An 18,702-nucleotide genomic window follows, 5' to 3' on the forward strand; every position below is an offset into this window, starting at 1 on the left:
AGTTACTCCAAAATTTCCAACTTCGCAAAACGTAACAATAGTTTTTTAATTCCGCCCACTTCAAAGTTTATTTCGGCTTTTTTATCACCGCCTACGCCTTCTAAATTGACCACTTCACCCCTACCAAAACGTTCGTGCATTACTTTAGTTCCTTGCGTTAACGGACCGTCAAATAAATTGGGTCCAGCCGAAGCCGTCCGTGTTGGACTGGCCAATGGTTTCAATTTCCTAACGCCTGATGTAGCCGCTCCATCCGTAGGGTTCAAATATTTTGGTGGTGCCGAAGCAGTTGGTTTAAACTGTCGCAATTTGGACTTATCCACATCACCAAAAATGTCTGAATCAATCATCGGTTTGTACTTATAATTGGTTTCCGGTGGCGAAATGTATTCCAAGTATTGTTCGTCAATTTCATTAATAAATCGGGAAGGTTCGCTATCTGTTAATTTTCCCCAGCGGTACCGCGATTGCGCATACGTTAAATACGCTTGATGTTCTGCACGCGTTAAAGCTACGTAAAACAAACGGCGTTCTTCTTCAAGTTCGCTTCGTGTACTCATAGACATCGCGCTTGGAAATAAATCTTCTTCCATTCCTACGACAAAAACGTACGGGAATTCCAATCCTTTTGCCAAGTGAATGGTCATTAATGCCACACGATCATCATCGCCGGTATCTTTGTCCAAATCAGTTGCTAGAGCCACGTCCTGCATAAATTCAGAAAGTGCTCCTCTTGCTCCATCAATTTCTCGTTGGCCTTCGATAAAATCTTTAATACCGTTAAGTAATTCTTCTATATTTTCAATTTTAGCAATTCCCTCTGGCGTTGCATCTTTCTTTAATTCTTGTACCAAACCGGTTTTCTTGGCCACATGCTCTGCAAGATAAAAAGCATCTTGATTTTCATTGATCACTTGGAAACTTTGAATCATCGTTACAAAGTCGCGCAACTTTGTTTTCGTTCCCGCATTCAATTTCAAGTCGATTTTATCAATGTTCTGCATGATTTCAAAAATCGAACGCTTGTAATGATTGGCTGCAATGGTCAGTTTTTCAACAGTAGTGTCGCCAATTCCTCGCGTTGGATAATTGATTACCCGGATTAGTGCTTCTTCGTCTTTAGGATTGATGACCAAACGCAAATAACACAGCACGTCTTTAATTTCTTTTCTTTGGTAAAATGATAATCCACCGTAAATGCGGTACGGAATGTCCCGTTTTCGCAACGCATCTTCCATCGCTCGGGATTGTGCATTGGTGCGGTACAATATGGCAAATTGACCGTTAGTCAACTGATTGTTCATTTTTTGTTCCCAAATGGTGGAAGCTACAAAACGTCCTTCTTCACCATCGGTAACGCTTCGTTGTACTTTAATTTTGGCACCCAAATCATTTGCCGTCCAAACAATTTTGTCCAGCTTGGTCTTGTTTTTATCAATTATGGAATTGGCCGCTTCTACTATGTTTTTGGTCGAACGGTAATTTTGTTCCAGTCGATACGTTTGCACATTATCATAATCTTTTTGGAAGTTTAAAATGTTATTGATGTTTGCCCCTCGAAACGCATAAATACTTTGTGCATCATCACCTACCACGCAAATGTTTTGAAAACGATCTGATAAAGCACGGACAATTAAGTATTGCGAATGATTGGTATCTTGGTACTCATCCACCAAAATGTATCGAAATCGATCTTGGTATTTTGCTAAAACTTCGGGAAAACGGTTGATCAATTCATTCGTTTTCAATAACAAATCATCAAAATCCATTGCACCCGATTTAAAGCAACGCTCCACATACTGTTGGTAGATTTCGCCCAGACGCGGTTTTTTAGACATCGCATCGGCTTCTTGTAATTCGGGGTTATTGAAATACGCTTTAACGGTAATCAAACTGTTTTTATAGGAAGAGATTCGACCTAACACTTGTTTGGGTTTGTACACATCGCGGTCCAATTGCATTTCTTTGATAATCGAAGAAATCAACCGCACACTGTCTTGCGTATCATAAATGGTAAAGTTAGATGGATAGCCCAACTTATCCGCCTCCGAACGTAAAATACGCGCAAAAACCGAGTGAAATGTTCCCATCCACAAATTTTTAGCTTCGGCATTTCCCACAATTGCGGCAATACGATTTTTCATCTCCTTTGCTGCTTTATTGGTAAAAGTGAGCGCTAAAATATTAAATGAATCCACCCCCAAACTCATTAAATAAGCAATCCGGATGGTTAAAACCCGTGTTTTTCCTGACCCCGCACCTGCGATAATAATCATAGGTCCGTCCTTCTGAAGTACCGGTGCTTGCTGGGCGTCGTTGAGTTGGCTAATGTATTGTTGCATGGTATAGGTGTACTGAATGAATCAGATTGAGTATTAAATTTAATATACAAAAATACGTTTATAGACGGACATTGCCAATTATGATTTCTGTTAATTTTACGTTTTTTAAAAGTAGGTTGTACCGTTTTTTACAGCGTCAAGGTTACAACAAAATATCGATAGCAGCTTAATCCTTTTTCTTGTAGAATAAATCTAAACAAACCATTATGTGATATTTGTCACACTATGGAAATTCAAACATCACTATATTTGTTCTTATTAAAAATGAGATGCGTCAAATTATAGCCATAGCCTTACTGTCTCTTTACCTCTTAACTTCAACTGATTTTAGCGAATTGTTGAAGCTTCCGCAATTGGCACAACATTTTAAAGAACATCAAGAAGAACAACAACTGACTTTTTCAGAATTTGTGTACGAACATTATACAAAAGGGGACGTTTTCGATGCCGATCGTGATCAGGATTTGAAGCTTCCTTATAAAAGTCTTGATTTTACGCATGCAGTAAGTTTTACTGTTTTACCTTCTATTACCACAATTGAATTTATTACAACAACCGATTTTGCAGAATTGAAACCGCCAAATCGTTTTTATAACGCTTGTTTTTCGTCAGATAACTTCAGCACCATTTGGCAACCGCCTCAGATAGTCTAGTACTTACTTTTATCGCTTCACATTCCTTGTGAACACAGACGTTTAGTAATTTACATTAACGACTAACTTCCTATATCCATGTTAAATAAAATCATTGAGTTTTCGATCAAGAATAAACTCATCATTGGCTTATTTACCTTTGCTTTAATCGGCTTTGGTATGTATGAAGCCACAAAATTACCCATTGATGCCGTTCCAGATATTACGGATAATCAGGTACAAGTCATTACCATCGCTCCGTCTTTTGGAGCAACTGATATCGAACGATTGGTAACATTTCCTGTAGAACAAGCCAACAGTAATATTTCAGGAATGAAATCCATCCGAAGTTTTTCTCGCTTTGGACTTTCTCTAGTTACGATTGTTTTTGACGATGAAACCGATATTTATTGGGCTCGACAACAAGTAGCTGAACGCTTGCAACAATTGCAAGGCACAATTCCCTCCGAAATTGGTGTACCTGAACTCGGACCTGTTTCCACAGGATTGGGTGAAATTTATCAATATGTAGTCCGGACCAAACCAGGTTATGAAGACAAATTCAATGTTACTGAATTAAGAACCATCCAAGATTGGATCGTCAGACGCCAACTTCTAGGCGTTAAAGGCGTTGCTGAAGTCAGTAGTTTTGGTGGTAAATTAAAGCAATATGAAATTGCTATTGACGCTAATAAACTCCACTCTTACCAACTTTCGATGCAGGATATTTTTACGGCATTGGAGAAAAACAATCAGAATACCGGTGGCGCTTACATTGAAAAAGAAGCTACGGCACTTTTCATTCGAAGCGAAGGCTTGATTGGAAGCATTGAAGATATTGAGAACATTGCTGTACCTACAGCTGGCGGTCAGATTTTATATTTGAGAGATTTAGCCGAAGTCAAAATGGGAAGTGCCACGCGTTATGGAGCGATGACTTACAATGACGAAGGTGAAGTTGCCGGAGCGGTGGTGATGATGCTAAAAGGGGCCAACAGTAACGAAGTGATCAATAACGTCAAAGACCGTGTGGCTCAAATTCAAAAAACCTTACCTGAAGGTGTCATTGTTGAACCTTTTTTAGACCGTTCAAAAATGGTTAATAACGCAATTGGCACGGTTGAGAAAAACTTAATGGAAGGGGCTTTAATTGTTGTTTTTGTGTTGGTTTTCTTTTTAGGGAATTTTCGAGCGGGACTTTTAGTGGCTTCCGTTATTCCATTAGCGATGCTTTTTGCCATTATTCTGATGAATGTTTTTGGCGTAAGCGGAAATTTAATGAGTTTAGGTGCGTTGGATTTTGGGTTAATCGTTGATGGTGCTGTTATTATTGTGGAAGCCGTCATGCACCAATTGACCCGAGGTAAAAAATGGAAAGCTCAAGCGGAATTATCTCAAGCTACAATGGATGAAGAAGTAAAATCTTCGGCAAGCAAGATGATGAACTCTGCCGTATTTGGTCAAATTATTATCTTGATTGTTTATCTACCCATTTTTACGTTAGAAGGCATTGAAGGAAAAATGTTTAAACCAATGGCGCAAACGGTTGCCTTTGCTTTATTAGGAGCGTTTATTTTGTCGCTGACGTATATTCCGATGATGAGTGCTTTGTTTCTAAGCAAAAAAACAAATCATAAACCCAATTTCTCCGACAAAATGATGGCGGCTATTGAAAGTCGGTACCAACATCTTTTAGAAAAAGCATTGAATGTTCCTAAAATAATTGTGGGAAGCATTATTGCAATGTTTGTTTTAGCAGTTTTTACGCTAACCACGCTCGGAGGCGAATTCATTCCGGCATTGGAAGAAGGTGATTTTGCAGTTGATACCCGAGTTTTGACAGGAAGCAATTTGAATACCACGATAGAAAGCACTACAAAAGCCGCTCACATTTTGAAAAGTCGTTTTCCAGAAGTGGAGAAAGTAGTAACCAAAATAGGAAGTGGTGAAGTGCCAACCGACCCGATGCCCATGGAAGCCAGCGATATGATGGTGATTTTGAAAGACAAAAGCGAGTGGACTTCTGCCAAAACTTTTGATGAATTGGCTGCCAAAATGGGTAAAGCGTTGGAAGAAGTGCCCGGAATTACCGCTGGTTTTCAATATCCGGTACAAATGCGTTTTAATGAGTTGATGACGGGTGCTCGACAAGATGTGGTGTGTAAAATTTTTGGCGAAAATCTGGATACACTGGCTCTTTATGCTGCAAAAATGGGTAAAATTGTTTCAACCGTAGAAGGAACAGAAAACCTCTATATCGAACCTGTTGCTGGAATGCCACAAGTAATTATTGACTATAATCGTCCTGCAATTGCGCAATATGGATTGAATATTTCGGACATTAATAGAGTGATTAATACCGCTTTTGCTGGACAAAGTGCTGGACAAATTTTCGAAGGCGAAAAGCGTTTTGAGCTGATTGTTCGCCTAGACGAAAGTAAACGAACTTCCATTACGGATGTCGAAAACCTATTGATTCCAACTAATACAGGCATTCAAATCCCGCTTTCGCAATTGGCAAAAGTTAGTTTAGAATCGGGCCCAAATCAAATTCAACGGGAAGATGCCAAACGTCGAATTGTGGTTGGTTTTAACGTTAACGGTCGTGATGTGGAAAGTATTGTGCAAGAGTTGAAAGGCAAAGTAGATGCAAAAATCAAATTGCCAACAGGATATTACACCACGTATGGCGGTGCTTTTGAAAATTTAAACAAAGCAAAAGCCCGATTGATGATTGCAGTACCTATTTCATTACTCTTGATTTTTGTATTACTCTTCTTCGCTTTTAAATCGGTTAAACAAGGATTATTGATTTACACTGCAATTCCACTTTCGGCGATTGGTGGGATTTTCTTCTTAGCACTCCGCGGCATGCCGTTCAGCATTAGTGCCGGAATTGGATTTATCGCATTATTTGGTGTCGCCGTTTTGAATGGAATTGTGTTGATTTCTGAATTCAACCGACTCCGTGAAGAAGGCATGACCGACTTTCGACGCATCGTTTTGATGGGAACTAAAGTCCGATTGCGTCCCGTTTTGATGACTGCTTTTGTAGCTTCACTTGGTTTTCTACCCATGGCATTAAGCAATGGAGCAGGTGCTGAAGTGCAACGACCCTTGGCAACTGTAGTTATCGGTGGACTGATGATTGCCACTTTATTGACTTTATTTGTATTACCTATTTTATACATCGTTTTTGAAAAAGGATTTACCATAACTAAAAAAACACCCACTACTACCCTACTTGTTTTGCTGCTTATTGGAAGTAGTTTCAATATGGTGGCACAAGAGAAGATTACTTTGCAAGAAGCACTTAAAATAGCTATTGATTCCAATCAAATGGGCAAAATAGAACGTTTGAAAACGCAGTATCAAAAAGAGCTGATTGCTTCTAACGCTAATTTGCCTAAAACGGTAGTTGCTACTGAATTTGGTCAATACAACAGTGCCTATAACGATACCCGATTTGGCATTTCACAATCATTTGAGTTGCCAACCGTATACAGTCGGCAGAAAAAAGTGTTGACTAGCGAATATAAATCAGCCGAAGCCTTGGCCAACTTGCACCAATTGACACTAAAAAAAGAAGTGATGCATACCTTTTATGGCTTATTGACCCTTAAAGAAAAAGAACGTTTGTTGCAAAAAAGCGACAGTTTGCTTTCTGAATTTTTAAAGAAAGCCACACTTCGACAACAAAAAGGCGAAAGTAATTTATTAGAAAAAGCAACTGCCACATTGCAGTTAGGTCAATTGCAACAACAACTGATTCAATTGCGGCAAGAAAAAGCAGTGTTGCAAAGTAGTTTTCAATTGTTATTGAACACGGAAACGTATTTGGAACCTACAGCTACCGAAATTAAGTTGGAATACGCTGCCATTGAAAGTCACGCAATTGAAAAGAACCATCCGCAACTTGCCACTATTGAAGCACAACAAAATACCGTTGCTGCACAAACCCGTTTGGAAAAAGCGAAGAAGTTACCGATGCTTTCTGTGGGTTATTTCAACACATCCATCACGGGAACAGGTCCTGATAATGTACTGTACAACTCTAGTGCTCGATTTCATTCGGCTCAAGTGGGCATTGACATTCCGCTGTTTGGTGGAACTCAAAATGCACGAATAAAAGCGTCGAAAGTACAAGAAGAATATCTAAAAGTAGCTTTTTCAAACCAAGAAAAAGTGTTGCAAAACCAGTTGCAAATTGCCGAACAAAACGTAACGCAAACCAAAGCGCAAGTCACTTATTTTGAAACTGAAGGATTGCCCAATGCGTTGTTAATTGAAAAGACAGCCAACAAGCAATTTTACGGAGGCGACATCAATTATTTGGATTGGGTAATGCTGACCAACCAAGTGATTTCTGCCAAAAACAATTACATTGATAGTGTGTACAATTATAACGAAAGCGTGATTGAACTGCTCTATCTTACTCAAAAACTATAAACTATGAAAACAAAGATAATCGCATACGGACTGCTTCTCTCATTGGGATTGGCTTGTTCCTCAAAAACAAAAGAAACCGAAGTCGAGACTACAACTGCAATAGAAAAAGTAGTGACTTTATCTCCTGAACAATTAAAAAACGTGGATTTACAAACCACAAAACCAGAAAGCAGAACCTTATCGGCAACGCTAAAAGTGAATGGAAAAATAGATGTTCCGCCACAGAATTTAGTATCAATTAGCATGCAAATGGGTGGGTATTTAAAAAACACATCGTTACTTCCGGGCATGTATGTCAAAAAGAACAGCGTCATTGCTACCATGGAAGACCAACAGTACATTCAGTTACAACAAGAATATTTGAGCACTTTGGCAAAGTTAAATTATGCCGAAAAAGAATACCAACGTCAAAAAGACTTGAATCAAAGTCAAGCCAGTAGCGACAAAGTGTTTCAAATGGCAGAAGCTGAATTTAAGAATTTGAAGATTACAAAAAGTGCTTTGGCTGAAAAACTGCGGTTGATTTACATCAATCCAAACACCCTTTCTGAAAATAACATTTCAAAAAGCATCACGATCCATTCGCCCATTGATGGTTTTGTGTCCAAGGTCAATGTCAATATCGGTAAATATGTGAGTCCAACCGATGTGCTTTTTGAATTAATTAACCCGACGGATATTCATTTGAATTTGAAAGTTTTTGAAAAAGACATCAATAAGTTGTTCATTGGTCAACGGGTTTATGCTTATTCCAATAGCAACCCAGACGAGAAGCACGAAGCTGAAATCATTTTAATCAGCCAAGACATTTCGGATAATGAACACAGTGCCGAAGTACATTGTCATTTTGAGCAGTATGACAAAAAACTATTGCCAGGAATGTACATGAATGCCGAAATTGAATTGAAAAACGCTGCACAACTTTCCATCCAGAAAGAAGCCATTGTTTCTTTTGAGAATAAAGAATATGTGTTTGTCAAAATAGGCAACAGTCAATATGAAATGACTGAAGTGGTTTTAGGCATTGCTGAAAATGGTTTTACCGCTATTACCAATGCAGAAGTTATTAAAGACAAAGAAATCGTGATTAAAGGTGCTTATACGCTTTTGATGCAATTAAAAAACAAAGAAGAAGAGTAAATTCTGAATACTATATACCCAAAAATGCGAAAGAAGTACCTTTCGCATTTTTTTTTGGTATAAAATTTAAACCTTTTGCAATGAACCCCTATCTTTATATGCCAAGCAACAGCCGGTGCTGTACTAGAACCTATTATTCCTGGTTTTCGCTTACTCTCTAAAAATCCTCTTGGACTTTTTATTCAATTTTATTTCCTAACTTTAGTGCACAGGAATTGCAACGAAATGATACACGAGCATTTTGAAAAATATAATAAAGCGCTACATCACTTAATCTGTTAAATTATGAAGTTAAAGTTACTACTCATTTTTACGTTATTCCAAAACATTACCTATTCCCAACCAAAGGATACACTTTACGGCAATGTAAAATCAATTAGAGAACAGCTCCTCTTCTTAGATGAAAACGTACAAAACAGAAAGCTATTTGGCAGCGATGGTGATTTCGGTCATAGTGGATTTATAAGTGAAGATTTTACAAAAAGTAGGTTTAAGACTTGGTGGTACGAAACGTATTGGGTTCATTATATTAATTACTATAAAGAATTTGACATTGACCATAAACTGTTAAAAGACGTTTGGTATTATAAAGATCAAAGTATATTGAGCTCCTGTGAAAACAAATATGATAGCACTGGAAATAATATCAGTCAAAGACTTAACGGATATAAATCGTCTAATACAGTTCATAAATTTGATAACAACAACAACTTAATCTATTCAAGAAATAGTGATTCTGATAAAAATTATTCAACAATAAAAAAAGAGTTTAACGAAAAAAATCAAATTACTAGAGAAGAACATTTTAATTCAGAATATCCAAAAGAAAAAAGAAGTACAGCATATGTTTATGACGGTTCTGGGAACTTGATCGAAGAAAAAAATTTTAACCGACAAGGTGCTGATTATGGAAATAAATTTGAGTACGACTTAAAAAATAGGAAAACAAAAATAATTCTTCATTCACCCTTTATTTGGGTAAAGACTAAGACGGGAAATAGTCAAAAAAGAACTAAAAATGGAGTAGACCAAATTAGAGTTGCATTCAAATATGATGAGTACGATAGAATTATAGAAACCAAAAAATACAACTCAAATTTCAATGATGGAAATAAAGCAGAATTATATACAACAGAAGTTACGGTTTATGAAAACGACTTGGTAAAGAACATATATTTGTATGACAATAAAGATAGCTTAACGCATTATAAAAAATATGAATATGATGGCTTAAAAAGAAAGACAAAAGAATGTAATGTTTCTCCAAATTATCCCGAGCATACTATTGCATTGGAATATTTATATGCTGAAACTGAATTTCCAATACAACTTTTATACACCAATAAAGGCATTGTAACACAAGTTGACTTTGAATATGTAGTTGATCACAAAAATAATTGGATTGAACAAACCAAATCCATTAATGGAAAACCACTCTATGTTTGGAAAAGAGAATTAAAATACTTTGAATAAAATCGTTTATGAATAGCTTAGATTTAGTTGCTTTGGTGCAAAAACACCCGAGACTTTAACTATAGTGACAAAGTTATATAGCATTTTTCGCGATTTTTAACGAGAGAACCAATTGCCTGCTATCAGTACGGATAAAGTTCGTGTACAGTTTTACAGAAAAAGGAAGAGGGTTTATAGCTCTCTTTTTTTATGCAGTAAAATGTGTGTCCTTTTTTAAAAGTCGGAAATATTGTTCGGGAAATGGGTTATATTTACCTCAAAAATAAATTTGGTTAGGAACTTGAAAGAGATTTTAGACCAACTCATGGTAGCAACAATTACATGAACAAAACCGAATACATTGAATTTACCTTTAATGATAAAGCTAAATTTGAAAACTGTAATGAGTTTTTAAATGAAATATTTAAATGCAATAATAACGAGAAAAAAAAATCTGAAGAGTTTTGGTTGAAAATAATACCTGAATATGTGATTGAATACTTCAAAGATTCTGAGAAAAATAAAAGTTGGAATTTAAAAAACATTATTCAATTCATCAACGAGAATTTAGACGTTAATTTTATCGGTTTATACAGCAATCAAGTCGGAATTGGAAAACTTGATTTTGAAGCTAGAGGATATCCATATGGTGGACCGTCTTCACTAATAACTTTATTGAGGGCATTTGACTGTGTTGCTTTTGAAACAAATGATGGTGCAGATATTTACAAAATAAGATGGAATTCTAATTTTGAATTCGCATTTGATTCGACTGTATTAAAAGAAAATAGAATTGAAGAAAAAGGAATTAAAGCATTTATAAAAAGATTAATGAAATAAAATAGTTGCTATCTTAAATGAGCAGTTATTTAAAATAGGCACTTCAAACAGCACTTTTAGCGCTTTCTAGCGCAACTAGCGGTAAAAGAAATTACAATAAAAAGGAAATAAAGATGAACGTAACAATTGAGAAAAATGAAAAAGTTGCAGCTATGGTATTTGCCTCTATTTATCCTCATTATTTAAGTAGAGTGGTAAAAAATGAAAGAACCAAGGCAAAGTTAGATCAAGTAATAGAATGGCTTACTGGCTTTGATGAAGCAACGATTCAATTGTATATTGAAGAGAAAATAACCTTTAGAACATTTTTTGAAAAAGCAAACCTACACCCCAACGCACATTTAATTAAAGGAGTGGTTTGTGGTTATCGAATTGAAGAGATAGAAGACGAATTTCACGTGTATAAGCAATGCAGACGGATGGAAAAGCTGATTGATGAACTGGCAAAAGGAAGAAAGATGGAAAAGATTTTAAGGTCATAATCTGAGTTGTAATTCTATAAGAGCAAAGCGGACATTTTTGCAACAATTAATAAGAGCGTTGCTACCCACTCCGGTACCGGCAAGATGTTGTTCAAATGAAAGACCTACAATCATTAGACGATTATTAGAGTAAGTCTATCTAGGAAAAAGGTAGATATTCAAATCAATGATACAAACAATCCTTAACGTATTGAATACAACATTGCAACTCTCATAAAAGTAAAAATAGAAGCTATTGAAAAGGCAATAAATAATTTCTTAGAATGTAAAAACATTTAATAGAAAAGCTGCCAGATGCTTTGGCGTTGTTGTTTTAGGAAATAAAACACCAAAGAGTTGAATTCTAAAGATGAAGTACTACGGAAAGCATTGAGCAGCCTGTCTCCTATTCTTTAGAGGAATAAGTATAACTCGACAACCATCACCATAAGAATTACAAAGTAGTTGTAAAACCACCGCGAGGATCTAAATATCATCTACTTTATGGAGCAAAATACGCATGCATTCTAAAAAAAGGAATTATTGTTAAGGAAATGGGCTATATTTACTTCGAAATTAAGTTTACAAGGAAAATAAAGAGTTTTTTACACCAACGCGCTTTGTTCGGAAGCTAAAAAATACTAAGCCCGAATAGAATAATCGAATGAAATGGATATAAAATTTATAAATAGGTCAACTAATACCATAGAAATAGAAAGACCACCAGGAGAAGAATTATTGAATTTTCTATACAGTAACCCTTTTGGAGAAAAATTAATTTTGCCGGTAGCAAAGCAAAAATTTATCTCTGAATGGTATGGAAAAAAAATGGATAGCCCTGGTTCTAAAAAGAGGATTGAACCCTTTGTCAAGTCGTTGCATATTGATATGACAGAGGCACAAAAAGATATAACCGAATTTACTTCCTTTAATGATTTCTTTTATAGAAAATTAAAAGCTGGAGTTAGAACGATTGAAACCGGAATTGTTTCACCAGGAGATGGTAAAATATTGGTGTTTGAAAATGTTGCTGAAGTAAACACTTTTTTTGTAAAAGGTAAAAAATTTACGTTGAAAGAATTTTTGCAAGATGACGCTCTAGCAGCACAACACGCAAACTCAGCATTGGTCATCTTGCGTTTAGCACCAAACGACTATCACCGTTATCATTTTCCATATGAAGGAATTGCGTCAGAACCCAAAAAGGTGGATGGACTTTATTATTCAGTTTCGCCAATAGCATTAAACAAGAAATTTACCGAAGTTTTCTGTGAAAACAAAAAAGAGATCTGCAAATTAAAAACAGCAGACAAAGGCGAAATCTTAATTATACCGGTGGGTGCCACTATGGTAGGAAGTTTAAATAATACATTTGAACCTGACTCATTAATTAAAAAAGGAGAAGAAATGGGTTACTTTGCATTTGGAGGTTCAACAGTGGTTTTGTTATTCAATTCTGATGCATTTAAATTGGACAGCGATTTAATTGAGAACACTAAAAATAAATTAGAAACTTTCGTGAAAATGGGCGAGAAAATAGGAACAGCCATTGGTAGCTAAATATCTCTTTTTTGAGTTCTTAAAGTAGTTCTAAACTAGATGCACCATATTTACTATTGTAAATTCTACATTTGGGTTTTCTCATTGCTCTCAAACAGATGTGCTACTCATTTTAAACAGTTCTAAATGTACTAAGCAATGATGGCGCATGTGGCGCTTCCTATTGATAGGGAGCCGCTGATTGTAATTGTGAACGAGCGATTATTTCCGATTGTTCTGAATGTTCCTTACTGTATTTGAACAGCTGCCATTGTTTTGCAGATGCTACCTTCTTAAGCACTTCGATCCATCTGCAATCTTAAAAACAAATCCCGCATGAAAAGGATATTTTTGACTTTTTCTTTGACCGTATTCTGTCTTTTCAATGTGTTTTCCCAAACTGTTGATTTAGATGATTACGAAATTTACATTGGACCAACTTTGATTGGAAAATCTGATTTTCTAATGAATTCTAAAAACGTATCTGCTGAAAGATTACAAAAACTTGAATTCAAACCGATTACTGACGGATTTAAAACGGCGTATTTTTTAAACGGAAATCTTTATTCAAAAGGTGAGATTAAAAATCATAAAGAAAATGGAGCGTGGGTATTTTGGCATGCTAACGGCAAAAAAGCACGTGAAGGAGAATTCATTGATGGCAAACCAAATGGCATGCATCAATATTGGTACGAAAGCGGTCAATTGAAAAGTAATGGCAATTGGAAAAATGGACTCAATGAAGGCAAATGGGAGATGTACGATGAAAATGGTAATGTAATAACAATACAGTATTATAAAGATGGAAAACGAATTGAATAGTAGAGAACTTTTAGTACACCGGATATCTAATTAAACAAATTATCCGTTGAACGTATTATTCCCAGACAAAATATAATTCACTTTTTAATTATAACTTGCAAACACAAAAGTTTTCTGCTCTACATTTCATTGCATTACCTTTCCTGATAGTGCAACATTGCATTTTATGCCAAGATGTAAAAAAGATACAAAAGGAAATTAAATATTTCGGTAATGCAATGAACAACTACATCATTTTTGATGAATGTGATGAGAAGCAAATACAGCTGAAATTGAATTAAGATAATTTTGATCACACATACTTTTACTTAGCATTTAAAAAATAAATACCCGAAGCATTAGTCGATCTGAAGAAGTAATGAAGCTTTAGCTGGTGCAAATTACTTAGAGTTTACTTCTGGATATTTGATTTTAATACAACAATTGTTTGGACGAGATGAGGATTTAATGATCCTCTTTTTTTTTGCGGTATAATGGGCTTTGTAATTCACGTTTTCCGTTCGTTTTGAAGTTCATTCCGTGTAAGCAATTTCTTATAATTACATCTAAAACGCTGTATTTCAAAACATTTTGTAGTTATTTTAGATCAAAATGGTTACATTTGATATAATAATGTTTATTTTTAAACAATTATAATTTCAAAGTAATCCACTTTTGGACGTATTTATTTTCAAAATTACATCCAGAAAGACCAATGGAAATGGACCTGTTTTGTTGTACTATTTCTTCATACCTCTTTATAAATTCTATTAACTTAAATCTTAAGCTATGAAAATTAAATTACTTTCGCTCTTCTTTGTTTTATTGCTTTCAAACACTATTTATTCACAAACCAACACAACCGATTATGCCTCTGGACTGACAGACGCAACCTATTTAAAAATGAACGGAACGGACATGTATGTGCTAGGCTCGCAAAACATTTATAAAATTGACACAGCGGCAAGCAACCCCACTCCTACTGTTATTTACACTGTGCCAAGTGGGTTTTCGTTAGTACACTTTACCATCAATGCTAACCTACTTTATGTAGCTCTTGAAAATTATATAGCAGCTACAGAAACTTTCTTAGGTGGTAAAATTATCGCGGTGGATGTAAACAATTTATCCAATCCAGCTCAAGATATTTATACTACAAGCGAATACATCAGTTCTGTTACCAATGTGGGTGCTACGCTGTATATAACAGCAGAAACACTATTAAATCCTCCAAGTTTTGAACCTTTTATGACGCATCTTGACGTAATTGACGCCAGTGTTGCCAGTCCTACTGCGCAAACACTTGTAACAAATGTGACCAACACAAGTGTCATCGGCGGAAGTGTTTATGACAATGCTATTGTCTATTTGTCTTCACAAGACGATGATGAAATACTAAGCATTAATGTTTCTCAAGCCGTTCCTACAGTCACTACTTTTCAAACCTTTTCTTTTTCTAGAGGACTTTTTAAATTGAATAATGAATTGTACATGTCTAACGGGAGTTTGATTAAAAAGATTGATGTTACCAATCCTTCTGCAGGTTCAAATTCTGTAGCCGTAAATGCAGCTTACCAAGATACAAACCCAAATGATGGAAGCCTGTTCTTTGCTAATTTTAGAGATGTTGTTGTTGTGGGTAACACAATATACGCCACTTTAAAAAATCAAGGTAAAGTAGTACAAGCAGTTGACACCACTTTAGATACCAAGGATTTTAATAATCAACTTTCAGAGATTTCTCTTTACAACAATCAAAATCAAGTTTCTGTAAATGGATTAACTGACGAAAGTTACAACGTCAGAATCTATAGTCTTACAGGTGCAGAAATGATCGAACAAAATATCAGTCCTGATGAAAATTCTATAGATATCAGTCAATTATCAAACGGAATGTATTTATTAACTATTGATGACCAACAAACGTATAAGTTTGCAAAATAATTCGCTTACCTTGAAATCCGTTTTTATACTAAAACCAATTAGTAATGCCCTATTTGGAAAATGAATGTGCAAAATAAAAAGTGTTTTATAAATAATTACATACTGTTTTCCGCAAAAGATGTCTTGAAGTTCAAGGCATCTTTTTTTTTGTATTAAATTCTAAATGTAGGTTATGTTAGCTGATCCTGAATGCTGGTTAGTGACCTTCCTGCATTGCCCAATAATTGATGAAATTAACTGTAGAATGTACTTATGTTTACAAAGCACAGCATAATAAAGTTGCGACACATTACAAAATAGTGTTAAGAAACACAATAAATTTTACCTAAATATGGTTTCTATAACAGATCCTATTTATTAGCAAATTTAGTGGATCTTCTGGGTAAATAGTCACTTTGGAGTCAGACATCCTGCTTTAAAGTTTTTCGTTCCGCATTCTATTTCTTATATTTACGAAGACTTCAATATCTGTTTACTTACAGCAGAAGTGTAGTAACGGCTGTAGCCAATTAAAAAACTAACCTTATGAAAAAACCAGATTTCAGCAAATTAAAAGTGATTTATATTAACTGTACGCTTAAAAAATCGCCACAAGAGAGCCACACGCAAACTTTGATCGAAGTTTCTAAAGCCATTATGAACAAAGAACAAGTAACCATTGATGAAATCAGACTCATTGATCATCAAGTGGCAAGCGGTGTTTATCCTGATATGACGGAGTACGGTTGGGACAAAGATGAATGGCCGGAATTAACTAAAAGAGTGTTGAATGCCGATATTCTTATCGTTGGAACGCCCATTTGGCTTGGCGAAAAATCTTCTGAAGCTCAGAAGTTAATTGAAAGACTGTATGCTTTAAGTGGTCTAACTAATGATAAAGGTCAATATTTATTTTACGGAAAAGTCGGCGGATGCATGGTAACGGGCAACGAAGACGGAATTAAGCACTGTGCTATGGGAATTCTATATTCGCTTCAGCACGTAGGCTATTCTATTCCTCCACAAGCAGATTGCGGTTGGATTGGAAAAGTAGGTCCGGGTCCGAGTTACGGCGATAAGGAGTGGAAAGGAGAAAAATTAGAGCAACCCGTAGGTTTTGACAGTGATTTTACCAACAGAAATACCACTTTTATGACCTATAATTTACTTCATCTAGCCTTGATGCTCAAAGAAAATGGCGGTTATCCCAATTATGGTAACTCTCGAAAAGACTGGGATAACGGCGAACGTTGGGAATTTGACAATCCAGAATACCGTTAATAATTTCATTTTCAATGCAACCGCTCCTTTGCTTTTGCCTTTGAAATCATGCTAAATATTTGACGTAAAGAGAATCACGCCTCCCTAATTGCTTGCAATGTATTAAAAATGGAGTGATAAGAATAGCTTTTAAAAGCCCCTAAAGTAGAAAACGGTATATAAACTTGCATATTTTTTATAGTTAACTGATATTGCGCGTTAAATATAAAAACATGAAAAAAATTTTACTCTTGGGAGCTTTTATTAGTTCTTTTAGTGCATTTTCTCAAGACGGAACATTAGATTTAACTTTTGGTTCGGGAGGTAAAGTTAGTACTTCTATTAATTCAGGCGAAGACAAAGCGCGAAGTGTTTCTTTACAAAGTGATGGAAAAATAGTTGCAGTTGGCTACACCTATAATCCTATATTTGGTTATGATTTTGCGTGTGTCAGGTATAATACAGATGGTAGCCTTGACACTTCATTTGGCACCGACGGAAAAGTGTCTTATGACTTGCAAGCGGGTAGCGATGATAAAGCGTATTCGGTAGATATTCAGATGGATGGTAAAATTGTACTTGCAGGATATTCTGATGATGGAACTGATAGAGCGGGTGCTGTAATCCGATTGAATGCAAATGGTACGCTAGATACTTCATTTAATACTTCTGGAAAAGTATTTACCAATTTTACAATTTATAACACAAATCCAAGGACTGATGTTTTTCGGGTCGTAAAAGTGCACCATGTTACAGGAAATATCGTTGTGGGTGGTGAATCTATTTTAAATACAAACGAATCTAAAGGGATTTTTGCACGCTATAATCCTTCTGGGCAACTTGATACCACCTTTGCAGATAATGGAAAACTGATTAATTTACCTTTTCCTGAAAGCAATACCATCGGTTTTATGTTTTCAATTGAAGACTTAAACATAAAATCGAACGGCAAGATTACGGCAGTTGGATGGAGTGATATTCCTGGAAATGGTTCTCTGCTTTATGCAAGACATTATGTGTGTAGATTGAACAGCAGCGGTACGCTAGATACCACATTTTCTACAGACGGTTTTTCTTCTAACTCTTTTTCTACAAGTGACAATAAATCCTATTCACTACTACTAAACCCGGATGACACAAGCTTTTTTAGTGGAAGTAGTCGGTGGTCGTCTACGGATTACAAATATTATTTTGGAACTGTAAGTAGTATTGGAACCGTAAATTTAAGAGGTACAATTGACTTTTCGCCCAATACAATTGACATGAGTTACGGAATGGCAAAGGCAAGTGATGGAAAAATTCTAATCTCCGGTTCATCAATCAACAGTAGTCTTGCAACCGCTTCATTTTCAATGGCTCGAATTAATGCAGATTACACGATAGATACTACATTTGGAACCAATGGTTTAGTCAACACTAGTTTTGAAGCCAATTCCTATAGCGAGTCTTTTGATATAGCATTGCAAGCTGATGATAAAATAATAGTTGTGGGTTACACCGGTTCTGATTTTGCTGTGGCACGCTACAATGGTGCTGCTTTATCTACCTCTACTTTTGATTCTTCCAAACTGAAAATATATCCAAACCCTACCACTTCCCTATTACAAATTGCGGGAACATTCGACGATACTTCCTATCAAATTTTTGATATGAATTCAAAATGGATCAAATCAGGACAATTAAATGCCAACGATGAAAATACAGTGTCCGTTGAAGACTTAAAAAATGGTCTTTACTTTATTGTAATTGACAACATTGTTTCTAAATTTATCAAAAAATAGAGCACACTCAAAAGATACAAAGGCTTCATTTTTTTTATAAAATGAAGCTTTTGCATTTCAGTCCAAAACAATAGCCGTCCGA

At 35.7% G+C, this 18,702-nt stretch carries 12 protein-coding genes; 11 read left to right on the forward strand and 1 reads right to left on the reverse strand.

The genetic code is table 11. The features are described 5' to 3' along the window. Positions 1 to 2: 2 nt before the first annotated feature. Positions 3 to 2,342 carry an ATP-dependent helicase gene (locus tag H602_RS0101400; protein ID WP_026976412.1) on the reverse strand — a complete coding sequence of 780 codons (2,340 nt, stop codon included), beginning with the start codon at positions 2,340 to 2,342 and terminating at the stop codon, positions 3 to 5. Positions 2,343 to 2,611: 269 nt separating this feature from the next. On the opposite strand from H602_RS0101400, the gene H602_RS19220 reads away from it, so the two are divergent. The 11 genes from H602_RS19220 (at position 2,612) to H602_RS0101460 (ending at position 18,620) form a co-directional block, all read left to right on the forward strand. Beyond that, positions 2,612 to 2,995 carry a hypothetical protein gene (locus tag H602_RS19220; RefSeq protein ID WP_051224100.1) on the forward strand — a complete coding sequence of 128 codons (384 nt, stop codon included), beginning with the start codon at positions 2,612 to 2,614 and terminating at the stop codon, positions 2,993 to 2,995. Positions 2,996 to 3,073: 78 nt separating this feature from the next. Further along, the gene (locus tag H602_RS0101410; RefSeq protein WP_026976413.1) at positions 3,074 to 7,423 is read left to right on the forward strand and encodes a CusA/CzcA family heavy metal efflux RND transporter; all 4,350 of its coding nucleotides are present in this window, start codon (positions 3,074 to 3,076) and stop codon (positions 7,421 to 7,423) included. Between the two features lie 3 nt (positions 7,424 to 7,426). Further along, on the forward strand, positions 7,427 to 8,563 hold the full coding sequence (locus tag H602_RS0101415; protein WP_026976414.1) for an efflux RND transporter periplasmic adaptor subunit: 1,137 nt from the start codon (positions 7,427 to 7,429) through the stop codon (positions 8,561 to 8,563). A gap of 285 nt (positions 8,564 to 8,848) precedes the next feature. Next, positions 8,849 to 10,036, forward strand: coding sequence for a hypothetical protein (locus tag H602_RS0101420; protein WP_026976415.1), 1,188 nt, complete (start codon positions 8,849 to 8,851; stop codon positions 10,034 to 10,036). Positions 10,037 to 10,357: 321 nt separating this feature from the next. After that, the gene (locus H602_RS0101425; protein ID WP_026976416.1) at positions 10,358 to 10,855 is read left to right on the forward strand and encodes a hypothetical protein; all 498 of its coding nucleotides are present in this window, start codon (positions 10,358 to 10,360) and stop codon (positions 10,853 to 10,855) included. Between the two features lie 113 nt (positions 10,856 to 10,968). Continuing rightward, entirely contained in the window at positions 10,969 to 11,337 is a 369-nt protein-coding gene (locus H602_RS0101430) for a DUF2200 domain-containing protein (RefSeq protein WP_035758643.1), read from the forward strand. A 648-nt stretch (positions 11,338 to 11,985) separates the two neighbouring features. Next, positions 11,986 to 12,876 carry an archaetidylserine decarboxylase gene (gene asd / locus H602_RS0101440; protein WP_026976418.1) on the forward strand — a complete coding sequence of 297 codons (891 nt, stop codon included), beginning with the start codon at positions 11,986 to 11,988 and terminating at the stop codon, positions 12,874 to 12,876. A 315-nt stretch (positions 12,877 to 13,191) separates the two neighbouring features. After that, positions 13,192 to 13,677 (forward strand): toxin-antitoxin system YwqK family antitoxin, encoded by a 486-nt coding sequence (locus tag H602_RS19225; RefSeq protein WP_084404182.1) that lies wholly within the window; start codon positions 13,192 to 13,194, stop codon positions 13,675 to 13,677. 768 nt (positions 13,678 to 14,445) lie between these two features. Further along, entirely contained in the window at positions 14,446 to 15,600 is a 1,155-nt protein-coding gene (locus tag H602_RS0101450) for a T9SS type A sorting domain-containing protein (RefSeq protein ID WP_026976419.1), read from the forward strand. A 525-nt stretch (positions 15,601 to 16,125) separates the two neighbouring features. Next, positions 16,126 to 16,860: a flavodoxin family protein gene (locus tag H602_RS0101455; RefSeq protein ID WP_026976420.1), complete on the forward strand. Its 735-nt coding sequence runs from the start codon at positions 16,126 to 16,128 to the stop codon at positions 16,858 to 16,860. 212 nt (positions 16,861 to 17,072) lie between these two features. Further along, a complete protein-coding gene (locus H602_RS0101460) occupies positions 17,073 to 18,620 on the forward strand; it encodes a T9SS type A sorting domain-containing protein (RefSeq protein WP_026976421.1) in 1,548 nt (515 codons plus the stop codon). Positions 18,621 to 18,702: the final 82 nt, after the last annotated feature.

Origin of the sequence: Flavobacterium tegetincola DSM 22377, from assembly GCF_000425485.1 — a bacterium.
Classification (GTDB): Bacteria; Bacteroidota; Bacteroidia; order Flavobacteriales; family Flavobacteriaceae; genus Flavobacterium; species Flavobacterium tegetincola.